14 protein-coding genes are annotated in these 15,263 nt (G+C 32.9%); 7 read left to right on the top strand and 7 right to left on the bottom strand.

Going from position 1 to position 15,263, the window contains the following annotated elements; translation table 11 throughout:
* From FA046_RS15160 to FA046_RS17640, 3 genes are read left to right on the top strand one after another with little or no spacing between them, the layout of a single operon-like run.
* Nucleotides 1-612, top strand: coding sequence for a hypothetical protein (locus FA046_RS15160; protein ID WP_136827381.1), 612 nt, complete (start codon nucleotides 1-3; stop codon nucleotides 610-612).
* A 43-nt stretch (nucleotides 613-655) separates the two neighbouring features.
* Nucleotides 656-889: a hypothetical protein gene (locus FA046_RS17400; RefSeq protein WP_205943677.1), complete on the top strand. Its 234-nt coding sequence runs from the start codon at nucleotides 656-658 to the stop codon at nucleotides 887-889.
* Nucleotides 879-1,154 carry a type II toxin-antitoxin system RelE/ParE family toxin gene (locus tag FA046_RS17640; RefSeq protein ID WP_136827457.1) on the top strand — a complete coding sequence of 92 codons (276 nt, stop codon included), beginning with the start codon at nucleotides 879-881 and terminating at the stop codon, nucleotides 1,152-1,154. The genes FA046_RS17400 and FA046_RS17640 overlap by 11 nt, the downstream gene beginning before the upstream one ends.
* A 23-nt stretch (nucleotides 1,155-1,177) precedes the next feature.
* Here FA046_RS17640 and FA046_RS15145 read toward each other — a convergent pair whose 3' ends face one another.
* The 3 genes from FA046_RS15145 to FA046_RS15135 are packed head-to-tail and all read right to left on the bottom strand — an operon-like array spanning nucleotide 1,178 to nucleotide 2,835.
* Nucleotides 1,178-1,780, bottom strand: coding sequence for a hypothetical protein (locus FA046_RS15145; RefSeq protein ID WP_136827380.1), 603 nt, complete (start codon nucleotides 1,778-1,780; stop codon nucleotides 1,178-1,180).
* On the bottom strand, nucleotides 1,767-2,264 hold the full coding sequence (locus FA046_RS15140; protein ID WP_136827379.1) for an RNA polymerase sigma factor: 498 nt from the start codon (nucleotides 2,262-2,264) through the stop codon (nucleotides 1,767-1,769). The genes FA046_RS15145 and FA046_RS15140 overlap by 14 nt, the downstream gene beginning before the upstream one ends.
* 52 nt (nucleotides 2,265-2,316) lie before the next feature.
* Entirely contained in the window at nucleotides 2,317-2,835 is a 519-nt protein-coding gene (locus tag FA046_RS15135; protein ID WP_136827378.1) for a hypothetical protein, read from the bottom strand.
* Between the two features lie 63 nt (nucleotides 2,836-2,898).
* On the opposite strand from FA046_RS15135, the gene FA046_RS15130 reads away from it, so the two are divergent.
* Nucleotides 2,899-4,275, top strand: a complete 1,377-nt coding sequence (locus FA046_RS15130; protein WP_136827377.1) for a dicarboxylate/amino acid:cation symporter — start codon at nucleotides 2,899-2,901, stop codon at nucleotides 4,273-4,275.
* Nucleotides 4,275-4,766 (top strand): hypothetical protein, encoded by a 492-nt coding sequence (locus FA046_RS15125; protein WP_136827376.1) that lies wholly within the window; start codon nucleotides 4,275-4,277, stop codon nucleotides 4,764-4,766. The genes FA046_RS15130 and FA046_RS15125 overlap by 1 nt, the downstream gene beginning before the upstream one ends.
* Nucleotides 4,767-4,935: 169 nt before the next feature.
* Here FA046_RS15125 and FA046_RS15120 read toward each other — a convergent pair whose 3' ends face one another.
* From FA046_RS15120 to lpdA, 4 genes are all read right to left on the bottom strand, one after another.
* The gene (locus tag FA046_RS15120; RefSeq protein ID WP_136827375.1) at nucleotides 4,936-6,381 is read right to left on the bottom strand and encodes a glyceraldehyde-3-phosphate dehydrogenase; all 1,446 of its coding nucleotides are present in this window, start codon (nucleotides 6,379-6,381) and stop codon (nucleotides 4,936-4,938) included.
* Nucleotides 6,382-6,591: 210 nt separating this feature from the next.
* On the bottom strand, nucleotides 6,592-7,452 hold the full coding sequence (locus FA046_RS15115; protein WP_136827374.1) for a sigma-70 family RNA polymerase sigma factor: 861 nt from the start codon (nucleotides 7,450-7,452) through the stop codon (nucleotides 6,592-6,594).
* Between the two features lie 162 nt (nucleotides 7,453-7,614).
* On the bottom strand, nucleotides 7,615-8,454 hold the full coding sequence (locus tag FA046_RS15110) for an MBL fold metallo-hydrolase (RefSeq protein WP_136827373.1): 840 nt from the start codon (nucleotides 8,452-8,454) through the stop codon (nucleotides 7,615-7,617).
* Nucleotides 8,455-8,562: 108 nt separating this feature from the next.
* Complete coding sequence (gene lpdA, locus FA046_RS15105) at nucleotides 8,563-9,951, bottom strand: dihydrolipoyl dehydrogenase (protein ID WP_136827372.1); 1,389 nt, start codon at nucleotides 9,949-9,951, stop codon at nucleotides 8,563-8,565.
* A 184-nt stretch (nucleotides 9,952-10,135) separates the two neighbouring features.
* On the opposite strand from lpdA, the gene FA046_RS15100 reads away from it, so the two are divergent.
* Both FA046_RS15100 and FA046_RS15095 read left to right on the top strand, forming a co-directional pair.
* Nucleotides 10,136-13,456, top strand: coding sequence for a TonB-dependent receptor (locus tag FA046_RS15100; RefSeq protein ID WP_136827371.1), 3,321 nt, complete (start codon nucleotides 10,136-10,138; stop codon nucleotides 13,454-13,456).
* Between the two features lie 34 nt (nucleotides 13,457-13,490).
* Complete coding sequence (locus FA046_RS15095) at nucleotides 13,491-15,191, top strand: DUF4394 domain-containing protein (RefSeq protein ID WP_225870939.1); 1,701 nt, start codon at nucleotides 13,491-13,493, stop codon at nucleotides 15,189-15,191.
* The last annotated feature ends 72 nt before the right edge of the window (nucleotides 15,192-15,263 follow it).

Genomic DNA, 15,263 nt, shown 5'->3' with positions numbered 1-15,263 from the left:
ATGAAAAAGACATTTAATACAATATTGGCATTAAGCGGCATCGTTTTTCTTTTTTCTTGCGGAAATGAAAAAGAGGCTAAAGAAGAAAAAGTTAAAAAAGTAGTGATGGAATTACCAGCTCCTTTTCGTCATCATGAAAAAATTGAAGTTGGGCCAGATCTTATTTTTGATGTTTACAGTTGGGGCAGAGGTTCAGATTCAACTTCATCGGTTTTGATTTTAAGATCCGACTCTTTAAAAAATGATTTTACTGTTGCTTCTTCAGATAATTTAGATGGGCGTTTAACCGAAGTTTTTAATACCGATATGGATTCAGATGGTAATCCCGAAGTGTTGATTTACTATACTTTGAATGATAAATACGATAGTGCTAAAATTCTTTGTTATGAGTTTAATGGCAAAAATGTTAACCAAATTAAGTTTCCAGATTTAAGCTCAAAAACAAAAAGTGAGTACCGAGGATTGGATAAATTTTATGTGAAGGATGCTAAACTGATAAGAGAATTTAACCTTTTTGATGAAAGCGATTTGGAAGGTAAAGATCCGAAAGGAAAGAAAAAAGTAGAATATAATATAAAGAATAATAGTTTTGATTTGACTGAGTTGGAGTAGATTCTGAAAAAATAATTTTAACTTAGTTTAAACTTAAAACTTTATGCAAGTAATAAAGCTCAAAATAAAGGATAGTATTTATGAGAAGTTAATTTGGTTATTAAGCAAATTTAGTAAGGATGAAATTGAAATTATACATGAAGATGAAAATTTCATTTCACATAAAAAATATTTGCAAAGTGAACTAGATGAAATTTTAAAAGGAGAAGCTAAATTTATTGATGTTGACGATGCAGAAAAGCAGATTGATGATATGATTAAGAAAAATCATATTTAAGGAATCTTTTCTTAATCGTTTAAAAAGTCAAATCCATTATATTTCTTTAGATAGCAACAATAGAGCTATTAAATTCAAGAAGGATCTATTTTTAAAGATTCGTGAAATCCCAACTAAACCTTACAGTTTCAGAAAATCAATTTATTTTGAGGATGAATTAATAAGAGATTTGATTTTTAAAGGTTACACTATTGTTTTTCGTATTAATAATCAAACTATAGAAGTTTTTGGGTTAATCAATTATCATGAAAATCTAAATGATTGATATTTATCTATTAGCAGAAGGGTTTAAACCTCATCACTAAACTGCTCATTCAATCTTTCCAAATCAGTGAGCATATCATTAAAGCGTTTCTCTTCTTTTTTGATATATATCTTCATCAAATACAAGTAACAAATCACAAACCAAGCTATTGTTGCGGCAACTACGGTTATCATTACGGCTAAGTTTAAGCGGTAAAAGAACTCCACAAAGTATAAACTCAGGCCCAAGCCTAAAACAAACGTGTAAACTTTGTAATTGCGAGTGTGCTGTATGTACCTAGATTTTTTAAATTCTTTAATAAATTGAATATGATCTTGAGGTTTATCAAATAAAGTATTGCTATTAGCAATATTTTTAAGGTTTATAATTTGCATAGCAATAAAATAAATACAGCAAATATTAACCAAAATTAATCCTACATAAGAAGTCCAAAATTCAAATTCTATAGTGAAAAATATATAGCTTACTACAGAAAATGCAATAAGCATGGCTAAAATCTCCAATAGAAATTTAAAGCTCAATTTGCTTCTGTTTGTTTTGTAATGATTGATCACCTCCTTATAATTAATATTAGGAGAAGTTTTTTGTTCATTCCAAATGCCCACTAATGAATCAAAGTCTTTCATGCTCATTATATAATTCGGTAAGCTTATGCTTAATTCTGTGTATTTTAACTCTTAAGTTTCCTTCAGAAATTCCAGATATTTCTGCAATTTCAGGGTAAGGAACTTCATCCATCACCATTGTAATAATAATTCTTTCGTTTTCTTCCAGTTTAGAAATGCACTGATACAAAGTTTTTATTTGCTCTTGTTTCTCTGAAACTTCTTCAACTTTGTTTTCAATAATATTAGGAGTGAGTTCGTCTTTCGCTTGTCTTTTTTCGCTTTTTAAATAAGTAAGACAAGTATTTACAGCTATTCTATAAATCCATGTAGAAATCATAGCTTGATTTCTAAACTTTTCTAAATTTTGCCAAACTTTTAAAAAAGTTTCTTGTAATAAATCGTTCGCAGCATCATCATCTCCGGTATAACCAAAACACAAATGGTAAATTTTCTTAGAATTAGCCTGAAATATTTCCTTAAAGACTTGTTCTTTATTAGACATTTAAATGATTGTGTTTAGGGTTAGATTTTAGTTCTTTAGTATTGTTACAAACTTATTCAATTTCTCTGATATGAAAATCACGACGGTTTTTCTTTAGCGCAGTAATTAAAATATCTAGCTGTTGCTGATAATCAAATTGTAAATCTTCTTCTAGTTTGGGAATTAACTTGTTTATTCGCTTTAATTGCCTGTATAATAAGCCAATTAAAGCTTTATGTGAGGTCTTTACTATAGGATGACCTACAAAAAGTTCAGAAAAATATAGCGCTAATTCTGTTTCCTTATCTTTCTCAGAAACGTATTTAATATGCTTGTTTAAAATCCTGATGAGCTTTCTTAATTGCTTGGTAACATAATATATAGAAGGATGGAGGTCGTCAAATTCAGAAGCTATTAAATCTTTAACTTCCTGAATGTAATCTTCTTTCCTATCTTGATAAAATAATAAATAGTGAAGTAATTCTTTATTTTCTGTTTTATATTTTGCTAAACGCAAACACAATTCTTTCCATTCATTTGGCTCATGATGATTAAGTTCTTTTTTTAAATCAGCTAATTTTGGATTGTTCATCTATATACATTTGCGCAATAGGCCAAAATAGTTACTTTTGTTAGATTCCCAAACTATAAATAAATGAAATTAAAGCGTATTCCATTAATTGCATCAATCGCAATATTTATTGCCGCATTATTAACTCTTTTAAGTCATTATCAAATCTTAAGTATTTCAGAACCTATTCTAATGATTGTTAGATGGTTGGCTATTGGAACTTTAATAGCTTATGGTTTTCAAAAGAAGTCTTTAACCACTTGGATATTATTATCTATGGTAATTGGTTCAGAAATTGGAAATGATTTTCCCGAATTTGGTGTCAATTTGCAGGTTTTAAGTAAAATATTCTTAAAAATGATTAAAACCATTGTAGCGCCTTTGCTTTTCGCCACTTTGGTTTATGGTATTGCTGGTCATTCAGATTTGAAACAAGTAGGCAGAATGGGTTGGAAATCCCTACTTTATTTTGAAGTAGTAACTACTATAGCACTATTCATCGGTTTATTAGCCATTAATATATCAAAAGCAGGAGTAGGAATTCAACCTCCAATAGCAATTACAGAGACTTTACAAAAAGTAGAACCTCAAACCACTACAGACATTATCTTACATATTTTTCCGGAGAACATTGCCAAATCTATTGCCGAAGGACAAGTTTTACAAGTGGTTGTTTTTAGTATCTTATTTGGAATTGCCTTAGCTATGGTAAGAGAAGATAAACGTAAACCGATGTTAAAAGCAGCAGAAAGCTTATCAGAGGTGATGTTTAAATTTACAAATATTGTGATGTTGTTTGCGCCAATAGGAGTAGGAGCGGCCATAGCATACACCGTAGGGCACATGGGATTGGGTATTTTATTAAACTTGTTTCAGCTTTTAGCCACGCTTTATGTTGCCTTAATTGCTTTTATTTTATTAGTTCTATTTCCAATTGCTTTATTCACAGGCGTTCCAATTAAAAAGTTTTTAAAAGCAGTAGCAGGACCAATTTCCATAGCATTTGCCACCACCAGTTCAGAAGCCGCTTTGCCAAGAGCTATGGAAGAAATGGAAAAACTAGGTGTTCCACGTAAAATTGTAGCCTTTGTAATCCCAACAGGTTATAGTTTTAATTTAGATGGCACCACACTTTACCTCGCTTTGGCCGCAATATTTGTTGCTCAAGCCGCAGGTATAGATATGTCATTAGGCCAGCAATTAATTATTGTATTTACTTTAATGCTCACCAGTAAAGGTGTTGCAGGCGTTCCCAGAGCTTCTTTAGTGATTTTGTTAGGTACAGCAGCCTCTTTTAATTTACCTGTTTGGCCTATTTTTATCATTTTGGGTATAGATGAATTAATGGATATGGCTCGTACATCTGTAAATGTATTAGGTAACTGTTTAGCCACCGTAGTAATTGCTAAGTGGGAAGGCGAGTTTGATGAAAATGCCACACAAGAAGAAATTTTATTATAATGAGTAACAGATTTAAAAAGATATTTTTAGGAGTTAGTATTTCTCTTCCGTTTTTGTTGTACTGCATTTATTATTATACCATAATGGTAAAAAATGCGCCTTATAAGTTTGCCGAATTTGAAAACATCACCCTAAAAGAAAGTGTTGGTAAAAATTTTAATAAACTATATTCCTCAAAAAGTCAGGAATTTCAATTTTTAAATACAAGAGATTCTCTGGTAAAAAACAAAGTAAAACTCTCAAAAGATGATTTGCTTTTTCTACACAGAAAAGCTGCTGAACTTGGTTTTTGGAATTGGCCAACAAAAATGATAGGAGATACATCAGGGAAATCGCCACGTTATTACCTTCAATTTGATTATCAACGCAAAAGTAAAATCATAGAAATTGATGCAGCTTATGATCAGAATATCAAACTTAGAGATGCAGCCATAGAATTAGCTAAAACAGTAGACAAAGCCATCCTAGATGCAGATGATGCTCAAAACTAATTGTTTAAAATAAATATTTAGAAAAGCAGGGTTCATCTTTTATAACTTAAGATAGCCCTGCTTTCTGCTTTAGTCCCTTTGTGAAAAACAAAGGGAGCTACCGCTGCCAATCAGGTTTATTTTACTTAAAACAGTGCAGGTAACTTAATTTTCCTTGCATAATTAATTCTTAGTAATAAGTTAACCTAATTACATCAGCAATAGATTTTGCTAAACGTACCACTTGTCGGGTGTAACCATATTCGTTATCGTACCAAACATATAAAACAATAGATTTTCCATCTTTAGAAACAATAGTTGCTGGTCCGTCTATTACTGCTGCATGGCTATTCCCAATCATATCGCTAGATACTAATTCATTAGAAACCGAATATTCAATTTGTTCTACCAAATCACCAAATAAAGCCGAGTTTTTTAGAACAGAATTTAGCGTTTCTTTATCAACAGCTTTTTCTAAACTTAAATTTAATATGGCTAATGATACATTAGGAGTTGGGACTCTTACCGCATTCCCAGTCAATTTATCAGTTAAAAAAGGAAGTACCTTTGCCACCGCTTTAGCAGCGCCAGTTTCTGTAATTACCATATTTAAAGCTGCCGATCTTCCTCTGCGGTATTTTTTATGAAAATTGTCTAATAAATTTTGGTCGTTAGTGTAAGAGTGAACCGTTTCAATATGCCCTTTTTCTATTCCAAAAGAATCAGCTACTACCTTAAGAACCGGTACAATGGCGTTAGTAGTACAACTTGCAGCCGAGAAAATTTGCTCGTCTTTTGCATATTCAAAATGGTTAATTCCGTAAACCAAATTAGGTACGTCATCTTTTCCAGGGGCAGTAAGTAAAACTTTATCAACGCCTTTTGATTGTAGGTGTTTACTCAATCCGTCTCTGTCTCGGCTAAAGCCTGTATTGTCAATCAATAAAGCGTTTTTAATGCCGTAAGCAGAATAATCTACTTCACCTGGGCTATTTGTTGCTATTAAATAAATCAATTGCCCATTGATGTTTAAAGCTTTATGTTCATAATCTTCTTTAATAATACCAGGAAATTTTCCATGTACCGAATCGTTTCTCAATAAATCGGCTCTTTTTCTCAATTCCTCATCACTATAAGTTCGGGTTACAATGGCTCTTAATCTCAATTGTTCTCCTTTACCTGCTTGTACAATTAATTCTCTAGCGGCAATTCTTCCAATTCTTCCAAATCCGTATAAAATCACATCTTTTGAAACCATTGTTTTTTTATCCTTGCCTACATGTTTTTGTAGTTTTTGTAATAAAAAATCTTCAATTGATTTTGCTTGATTTCCTTCATTTAGCCATTCAATGGTTAATCTTCCAATATCAATGCGAGAAGGTGCAATAATTAATTCGCTTATCCCTTTTGCAATTTCTAAGGTTTGATAAATAGAAATTTCTGTACCGGTAATTTCCTGCACATATTGATGATGAGCTAATATTTCGCTTCCGCTACAATCAAATAAAGGTTTTCTAAATAGAATAAGTTCAATAGATTTATCAAACCAAAGCTGACCAACAATATTGATCAACTCAATAGCTTTTTTCTCTTTAGCAATCCAACTGGTGAATTCGCTATCGTATTTTTTAGACATGAAACGGGGGAATAATTGGTTTATGGCGCAATTATAGGAAATCCTTTACTAGATTTTAAATAAAAAATACACTAAGTGGGTGCTTATTGTATCAATTACACATAAATAAGCTGTTGATAGTGATCTATTTATGTTGATAAAGTTGAGAGGAAATATTTTTAAAAGATGGGTAAATAAAAAACCCTTTCTTTATGGGAAAGGGTTTTAATATTATCCTAAATAAGATTTTAAAATCTTGCTTCTGGAGGTGTGACGAAGTCTTTGTAATGCTTTGTCTTTAATTTGTCTTACACGCTCACGAGTAAGGTTAAATTTTTCTCCAATTTCTTCTAATGAAAGTGGGTGATTGGTGCTTAAACCAAAGAAAAGAACTATAATTTCTCTTTCTCTTTCTGTTAAAGTAGAAAGTGAACGTTTAATTTCTTCAGATAAAGACTCATCAATTAAATTACTATCAGTATCCGGATTATCGTTTTCCAATACATCTAATAAAGTGTTTTCTTCCCCTTGTACAAAGGGCGCATCCATAGATACGTGTCTTCCAGAATTACTTAATGTGTCAGATATTTTTTCAACAGTAGTTTCTAAAGTCTCTGCCAATTCTTCTGGAGAAGGCTCTCTTTCAAATTCTTGTTCTAGTCTGGAGAATGCTTTACTAATTTTACTTAAAGAACCTACTTGGTTTAGCGGCAAACGTACAATACGTGATTGCTCAGCAATGGCTTGTAAAATTGATTGGCGAATCCACCAAACAGCGTAAGAAATAAATTTGAAACCTTTGGTTTCATCAAATCTTTTTGCGGCTTTAATTAAACCTAAATTTCCCTCGTTAATTAAGTCTCCGAGGGTAAGACCTTGATTTTGGTATTGTTTTGCTACGGAAACAACGAAACGTAAGTTTGTTTTTGTTAAACGTTCTAGAGCGGCTTGGTCACCTTCTCTGATTTTTTGTGCCAGAATTACTTCTTCTTCGGCAGTAATTAGATCAACTTTTCCAATTTCGTGAAGGTACTTGTCTAATGATTGTGATTCACGGTTGGTAATGGATTGCGTAATCTTGAGTTGTCTCATCTATATATATTATTCTGTAATCTTAAACTAAAGGAGTGCAAAGTTAAAAAACTTTAACGTTAATTATGTGAAAATGTTGGGGTTATTTAAAGATTTTTCTAGTTAATCTGATATTTTATTCTTATCAAAAATCAAGCCATTGTGTGTATTTGTAGTAAAATATTAAATATCACTCAATTTAAAAGTCTCATCAAGTTTAATTCCCTTTTCTGTCATTTGTAAAGTACAACATTCATTCACAGCATCATGCTCTAACATTAATATATAGTTGTTTTCTTGGGCTTCTTTTAAAAATAATGCCTTTTCGTTTAAGGTTTTTAAAGGAAACATATCATAAGCCATTACATAGGGGAGAGGGATATGGCCAACAGAAGGTAAAAGATCTGCCATAAATACTACAGTTTTTCCTTTATAGTTAATTTGAGGCAGCATCATGGCATCAGTATGGCCAAAAGCAAACCTTATTTTAATGTCATCTGTAAAGGAAATACCGTCTTCTGTAGGGATAAATTGTAATTGTCCGCTTTCTTGTATAGGTAAAATGTTTTCTTTTAAAAAGGAAGCTTTTTCTCTGGCATTTGGAACAACAGCCCAGTCCCAATGTTGCTGGTTGCTCCAATAAGTAGCGTTTTTAAAAGCAGGCTTGAGTTTGTCATTTTCTCTCACTATAGAGCCGCCGCAATGATCAAAATGTAAATGAGTTAAAAAAACATCAGTAATATCATTTTTATTAAACCCAATTTTGGCTAAAGATTTATCTAAAGTATCATCACCATGTAAATAATAATGGCTTAAAAATTTAGCGTCTTGTTTATCGCCAATTCCATTATCTACCAATATCAACCTGTTTCCATCTTCAATTAACAAACAACGCATTGCCCAAGTGCATAAATTATTTTCGTCGGCAGGGTTGCTTTTATTCCATATTACTTTTGGAACTACGCCAAACATTGCTCCGCCATCTAATTTAAAAAATCCGGTTTCTATAATATGTAATTTCATAAGAGTTGGTTGGTTGGGGATATAAATAAGCTATTTGAATGAAGGATATTAAACGAAGTTGCCAGTTGATATATTCTAACAACTGGCAACTTATAACTTAAAACTGACTTACAAATGTATTACTTCGCCATAAGCATCAGCGGCAGCTTCCATAATTGCCTCACTCATGGTTGGGTGTGGATGTACAGATTTTATAATTTCCATTCCTGTAGTTTCTAATTTACGAGCCACTACCAGTTCAGCAATCATTTCTGTTACGTTGTTGCCAATCATGTGTGCGCCTAATAATTCGCCATATTTAGCATCAAAAATTAATTTAACAAAACCATCTTTTGCTCCAGATGCACTTGCTTTACCAGAAGCTGAAAATGGAAATTTTCCTACTTTAATCTCGTAACCTGCTTCTTTAGCTTTTTTCTCGGTCATACCAACAGAGGCAATTTCTGGAGAGCAATAAGTACATCCAGGAATATTACCGTAATTTAATGGTTGAGGATGATGACCTGCGATGTTTTCTACACAAATAATTCCTTCTGCTGACGCAACATGAGCTAAAGCCTGACCAGCTACTATATCACCAATTGCATAAACACCTGCTATATTTGTTTTATAAAATTCATCAACTAAAACTCTTCCTTTATCAGTTTTAACTCCCACTTCTTCTAATCCAATACCTTCTAAGTTAGTAGAGTATCCAACAGCAGATAATACAATTTCAGCTTCTAATACTTTTTCTCCAGCTTCCGTTTTAACGGTTACTTTGCATAAATCTCCGCTGCTATCAATTTTTTCAACAGAAGATTTGGTCATAATGTCAATACCAATCTTTTTGAAAGATCTGTTTAATTGTTTAGAAACATCTTCATCTTCAACAGGTACAATATTGTCCATAAATTCTACGATGGTTACTTTTGTACCCATGGTAGCGTAGAAATATGCAAATTCAACACCTATAGCACCAGAACCCATTACGATCATGCTTTTAGGCATTTTAGGTAAAGTCATGGCTTCTCGGTAGCCAATTACCTTTTTACCATCTTGTTTAATGTGGGGTAATTCTCTTGATCTTCCGCCTGTGGCAAGTATGGTGTGTTTAGCTTCGTATTCTTTTATAGATCCATCAGCAGCTTTAACTTCAACTTTTCCGGCTTTTTTAATTTTGCCAAAACCCATTAAAACATCGATTTTGTTTTTTTTCATCAGGAATTGAATTCCTTTACTCATTCCGTCTGCAACACCTCTACTGCGTTTTACAACAGCCTCAAAATCAGCCTCAGCACCATTAACTTTAATTCCATAATCATTAGCATGATTGATATATTCAAAAACCTGAGCGCTTTTCAACAGTGCTTTAGTGGGAATACATCCCCAGTTTAAACATATTCCACCCAAAGATTCCTTTTCTACAATAGCAGTCTTTAATCCTAATTGAGCTGCTCTAATTGCTGCTACATAACCACCAGGACCGCTGCCAATAACTATTAGATCGTAATTCATACTGATTTTATATTTTTTAAAAGCCAAAGCTAATTAAAATCAGCAATGATTAAAAAAACCTTAATTTTTTAATTTCAAAGTAAAGTGTTTGTTAATAAGTGCTATTGTTAACAATTTGTTAACATTTAATCCTTGTATAGTTAAACCATATACATGATTTTTGTACCGTTTTAAAAACTCACACATGAAAAGAAAAATACAAAGAATTTTTTATTTGTTTACTTTCCTGTTGATAGGTGTAATAACAGCATCAGCACAGGTAACTACGGGTAGTTTAACTGGAACAGTTAAAGACTCAAAAGAAACAATAATTGGAAGTACAGTAAAGGCAACCCACATTCCTACAGGGTCTGTTTATGCATCAACTACCAATGCTGAAGGTAAGTTTAACTTATTAAACATGAGACCAGGTGGTCCATACAAAGTTGAAGTTACTTTTTTAGGATTACAGCCTAAAACTTATGAAGGTATCTATCTTAAATTGGGAGAGCCTTACATTTTAAACGTTACGCTTTCTGTAACCAGTAGAGAATTAAACGAAGTAGTAGTTACAGCTGGAGGAAGTTCTGTTTTAAGTTCTGACAGATCTGGTTCTATAACAAACGTTGGAACTCGTCAAATCAATGAAATACCTACAATTAATAGAAATATTAATAGCATCACAAGAGTAACTCCTCAGGCTCAAGGTAATTCTATTGGTGGTGGTAATTACCGTCAAAATAACATCACAATAGATGGTGCTAACTTTAACAACAGTTTTGGTATTGGGGGTAATTTACCTGGCGGACAGGCAAATCCTATTGTATTAGATGCGATATCAGAAATTTCTGTTAACGTAACTCCGGTTGATGTTAGACAATCTGGTTTTGTGGGTGGTGCAATTAATGCAACTACTAGATCAGGAACTAATGAATTTTCTGGTTCAGCTTACACTTACTTTAGAAATCAAAATAATGTTGGTACAAAAGTAAAGGGATACGATGAATTGATCCCGAACCCTAATGATGTTAAAATTTATGGTGCTAGAATTGGCGGACCTATTATTAAAGATAAATTATTTTTCTTTGGTAGTGTGGAGTCTGATAAACAAGCTAGACCAGGGCAAAGTAGAATAGCTTCTGTAGATCCTACAGATTTCCCTTCAAATCCAAGAGCAAACAGACCAACTAGAGTAGAATTAGATGAAATTAGCCAATATTTAAGAGACACTTACGGTTACGAGACAGGTGGTTATGATGGATACGGTTTTGAAAGTGAACGTTTGAATATTGTTGGTCGTTTAGATTGGAATATCAATAAGAACAACAAATTTACAGTTCGTTATAGCCAATTAGAAAGTAAAAGCCCATCATTTTTAAGTAATTCTACTAATCCATTGGTTGGTAACGCTTACCCTGTTACTGGTAGCAGAACAGATAACAATGCATTAGCTTTTCAAAATTCTAACTATTTTACTGATAACAATTATTATTCTTTAGTTACTGAATTGAATACCACATTTGGTGGAGGTAAATTTGCTAACACTTTTAGAGGTTCTTACTCAAACCAAAACGAACCAAGAACTTCAGAAAGTTCAATATTTCCTTTTGTAGATATTTTAAAAGATGGACGTCCATTTACTTCATTTGGCTATGAGCCTTTCACTTTTGGTAATTTAAGAGATGTGGAATCTTATAATTTCATAGATTATGTACAAACAACAATTGGAAAGCATAATTTATTAGGTGGAGTTGAGTTTGAAACTAGTACTACCAAAAATGGTTTTCAACGTTTTGGTACATCATTCTATGTATTCAATTCCTTTGACGATTTCAAATCAGGTGCAAATCCTTTATCTTACGCAAAAACTTTTTCTTTAACACCAGGTTACGCTCAGGCATTTCCTACGTTTAAAGATTCAAAATACTCTATTTATGCTCAAGATGATTTTACAGTTAATGATAAATTAAGACTATCATTTGGTATAAGAGGTGACTTATACACCTACACTCAAGACCTATTAACTCATCCATTAGTTACCCCATTAACTTTTGCAAATGGTGAGAAGTTAGATACTGGTATTTTGCCAACATCTGCACTTTTAATTTCACCTAGATTTGGTTTTAACTATGATGTGAAAGGTGATAGAAGTTTACAATTTAGAGGTGCTACTGGTTTATATTCTGGAGGTATTCCTAAAGTGTGGATTGTGTCGCAAGCTGGTGATTCAGGCTTGTTGCAATTTTCACAAGTAGAACAAGGTTCCAACTTTGGTGGTGTTCCATTCCCTTTCAATCCAGATCCAAACTTTTATTTACCTGCTACACAGCCAGTTTCTGGTACTGCAGTTCCAGGTGCTATTTCTTTACTAAGTCCAAATGTTAAATCTCCTCAGGTTTTCAAAACTAGTTTAGCTATTGATGCTAAATTACCATTTGGTATAGTTGGAACTTTAGAAGGAATATACAATTATGACATTAATCAGGTTTTCTTTAGAAATCCAAACTTGGATCCAACTAAAGCAGCTCCTTTAAATGTAGGTGGCTACCCAGATAATAGAATTATTTATCCAAACGCTAACGTAGATAAATACATCAATAAACTTACTAGCGCTGGTATTCCAAGTGCAACTGCAACAGGTGCATTTAATACATATGTTTTAGATAATGCAAGTGGCGGTTACAATTACTCTATTACAGCTAAATTAGAAAAGCAATTTGATAATGGTTTTTCTTCTTTTTTAGCTTACACCAAACAACAAGGTAAAAACTATTTTGACGGAGGAGGTGATCAGCCTTCAGGTTCTTGGTTAGGTAATGCAACTGTAAACGGTTCTAATGCTAAAGAATTAGGTTTTAATGGATTTGTTCCAGATAGAATTATTGCAGGCTTAACTTATAGAAAAGAATACCTAAAGAAATTAGGAACAACATTCTCTTTAATTTACGAAGGATCTAGTCAAGGAAGAGTATCTTATACTTACTCTTTAGATATGAATAGAGATGGAGCTAATGCAGATTTAATTTATATTCCAAGAAATCCAAGCGAAATTACCTTCACTCCATTTACGGCAGGTACTGCGCCAAATGCAATTACTTATACTGCACAACAACAAAGTGATTTATTTTTCAATTTAATTCAACAAGATAATTACTTGAATTCTAGAAGAGGAAAATATGCAGAGCGTAACGGTGGAATTTTACCTTGGATTGGAACAGTAGATTTAAACTTTTTACAAGACGTTTTTGTAAATGTTGGCAAAAAAAGAAATACTGTACAGTTTAATTTAACTGTTGAAAACTTGGGTAACTTTATCAATAAAGACTGGGGTATTCGTAAGCAATTAGTAAGAAGTCAATTATTGGTGCCTACAAATCAAGCCTTATTAACTCCTGATGGAGCAACTAAACCAACTTTTAGATTACAGTTTGATGGTAATGCACCAGCACCAACAATATTAAGAGATAATGTTAGTTTTGGATCGACCTACAGTATGCAATTTGGATTAAGATATATTTTCAATTAATATATCTATTTGTAAATCAAATTAAAATAACAATATGAAAATGAAATTTATCAATTCAAATATAAAAATGATGGGGCTTATTGCCTTAATCATAGGTTCTATCACATCTTGTAAACAAGAGGATGAGCTATTAATTAATGAGAGTGGGACAAGACCAAATTTAGCTTTTGTTGGTTTAACAAATACAAACTCAATAAGTACAGGTGGGCAATTAATTAGATATAATGCTTCTAACATTAATCAAGTTATAGGTGCAGCTGTATCAATAACCGGATTACAAACTGGTGAAAGTATATTAGCAATTGATTATCGCCCTGCAACAGGGATTTTATATGGTTTAGGCAGCACAAGTAGATTGTATGTTCTAAATCCTATTACAGGAGTTGCAAGAGCAATTAGCACAGCACCCTTTACCCCAGCTATTTCTGGTGGTGTTGCTGGTTTTGATTTTAACCCAACAGTAGATAGAATTAGATTGGTAACAAAATCTGGCCAAAACTTAAGGTTAAACCCTGATGATGGAACTGTTGTTGCTACTGATGTTAATATTAACGGAGGAACTAATGCTGTTTTAAGTGAAGTAGCTTATACCAATAATACAAGTGGCGCCACAGCTACTGAATTATATGATGTTGATTTTAATTCTGGTAGATTATATAAGCAAGATGCAAATGCTGGAACTTTAACTCAAGTTGGATTGTTAGGTGTGCCAACTACGGCAGTTCCTACAGCTACTTTTTCTTCTGCTTACAATACCAACATAACAAATGCAAGACCAGGTGGTTTTGATATTGCTCCAACAGGAGAAGCATTAGTGGTATTTAATAATGGATCTATTCCGGCAATACCTGTAGGTGGAATTTCAGTAGGACCTCCGGCTAGTCCAGCGAGTGCAGTTGCTGCAACACCGGGAACACCAACCTTGTTTCAAATTAATTTAGCAACAGGTAAAGTAACAGATTTAGGTTTGATTCCATTCCCAACACCTAATAACGGTTTACCTGCTACAGCCTTAATTGGTTTGGCTATCGCTCCAGCATCAGTTGCTTATGCAGTAGATGAAACTAATGGCTTGATGATTTTTAATCTTACTAAACCAGAGCCTATTACTAAACCTATTACAGGATTACAAACAGGTGAAAGCATTGTTGGTTTAGATTTTAGACCATTGAATGGACAGCTTTATGGTTTAGGAAGCTCAAGTAGAATTTATACAATTAACCCAAGTTCTGGCGTCGCTACCGCAGTTGGAACATTGCCATTAATACCATTGCTATCTGGTACTGCATTTGGTTTTGATTTTAATCCTACTGCTGATGCGATAAGGATAGTAAGCAATACTGGCCAAAACTTAAGAGTTAGTCCAATTTTAGGAACAGCAACACTTGATGGTGCAATTAATGGTGGTAATGTAGAACAATCTGCAGTAGCTTATAGTAACAACTTAGTTCCTGCATCTTCAACAGTGATGTATACCATTAATACTAAAACAGATAGTTTATATAGAGCAGGTACTCCAAATAATGGTACATTAACCAGAATTGGAAAACTAAGAGTTGGAGCTGATGCTGCTAATGGTTTTGATATTGGTGCTGTAAGTGGTATTGGATATGCAATATTAACTGTTGGTACTGAAACTAAAATATATTCTATTAACCTTTCATTAGGTTCTGCGGTTCAAGTTGGAACTTTTCCCAAGAAAGTAAGAGCTTTTACTGTTGGTTTAGGTTTCTAGTAAACAAAAATAAGAATCAATAAAAAAACCTCACTGAATTTATTTCAGTGAGGTTTTTTTTATGCCTTTTAT

The sequence above is a fragment of the Pedobacter cryophilus genome (genome assembly GCF_005116455.1).
GTDB lineage: Bacteria > Bacteroidota > Bacteroidia > Sphingobacteriales > Sphingobacteriaceae > Pseudopedobacter > Pseudopedobacter cryophilum.
This window is presented reverse-complemented; position numbering and strand designations above follow the sequence as displayed.

Bases quoted from the DNA above. Each gene is read 5' to 3' on its own strand.
- FA046_RS15160 (WP_136827381.1), top strand. From the start codon at position 1: ATGAAAAAGACATTTAATACAATATTGGCATTAAGCGGCATCGTTTTT.
- FA046_RS17400 (WP_205943677.1), top strand. From the start codon at position 656: ATGCAAGTAATAAAGCTCAAAATAAAGGATAGTATTTATGAGAAGTTA.
- FA046_RS15145 (WP_136827380.1), bottom strand. From the start codon at position 1,780: ATGAAAGACTTTGATTCATTAGTGGGCATTTGGAATGAACAAAAAACT.
- FA046_RS15140 (WP_136827379.1), bottom strand. From the start codon at position 2,264: ATGTCTAATAAAGAACAAGTCTTTAAGGAAATATTTCAGGCTAATTCT.
- FA046_RS15135 (WP_136827378.1), bottom strand. From the start codon at position 2,835: ATGAACAATCCAAAATTAGCTGATTTAAAAAAAGAACTTAATCATCAT.
- FA046_RS15130 (WP_136827377.1), top strand. From the start codon at position 2,899: ATGAAATTAAAGCGTATTCCATTAATTGCATCAATCGCAATATTTATT.
- FA046_RS15125 (WP_136827376.1), top strand. From the start codon at position 4,275: ATGAGTAACAGATTTAAAAAGATATTTTTAGGAGTTAGTATTTCTCTT.
- FA046_RS15120 (WP_136827375.1), bottom strand. From the start codon at position 6,381: ATGTCTAAAAAATACGATAGCGAATTCACCAGTTGGATTGCTAAAGAG.
- FA046_RS15115 (WP_136827374.1), bottom strand. From the start codon at position 7,452: ATGAGACAACTCAAGATTACGCAATCCATTACCAACCGTGAATCACAA.
- FA046_RS15110 (WP_136827373.1), bottom strand. From the start codon at position 8,454: ATGAAATTACATATTATAGAAACCGGATTTTTTAAATTAGATGGCGGA.
- lpdA (WP_136827372.1), bottom strand. From the start codon at position 9,951: ATGAATTACGATCTAATAGTTATTGGCAGCGGTCCTGGTGGTTATGTA.
- FA046_RS15100 (WP_136827371.1), top strand. From the start codon at position 10,136: ATGAAAAGAAAAATACAAAGAATTTTTTATTTGTTTACTTTCCTGTTG.
- FA046_RS15095 (WP_225870939.1), top strand. From the start codon at position 13,491: ATGAAAATGAAATTTATCAATTCAAATATAAAAATGATGGGGCTTATT.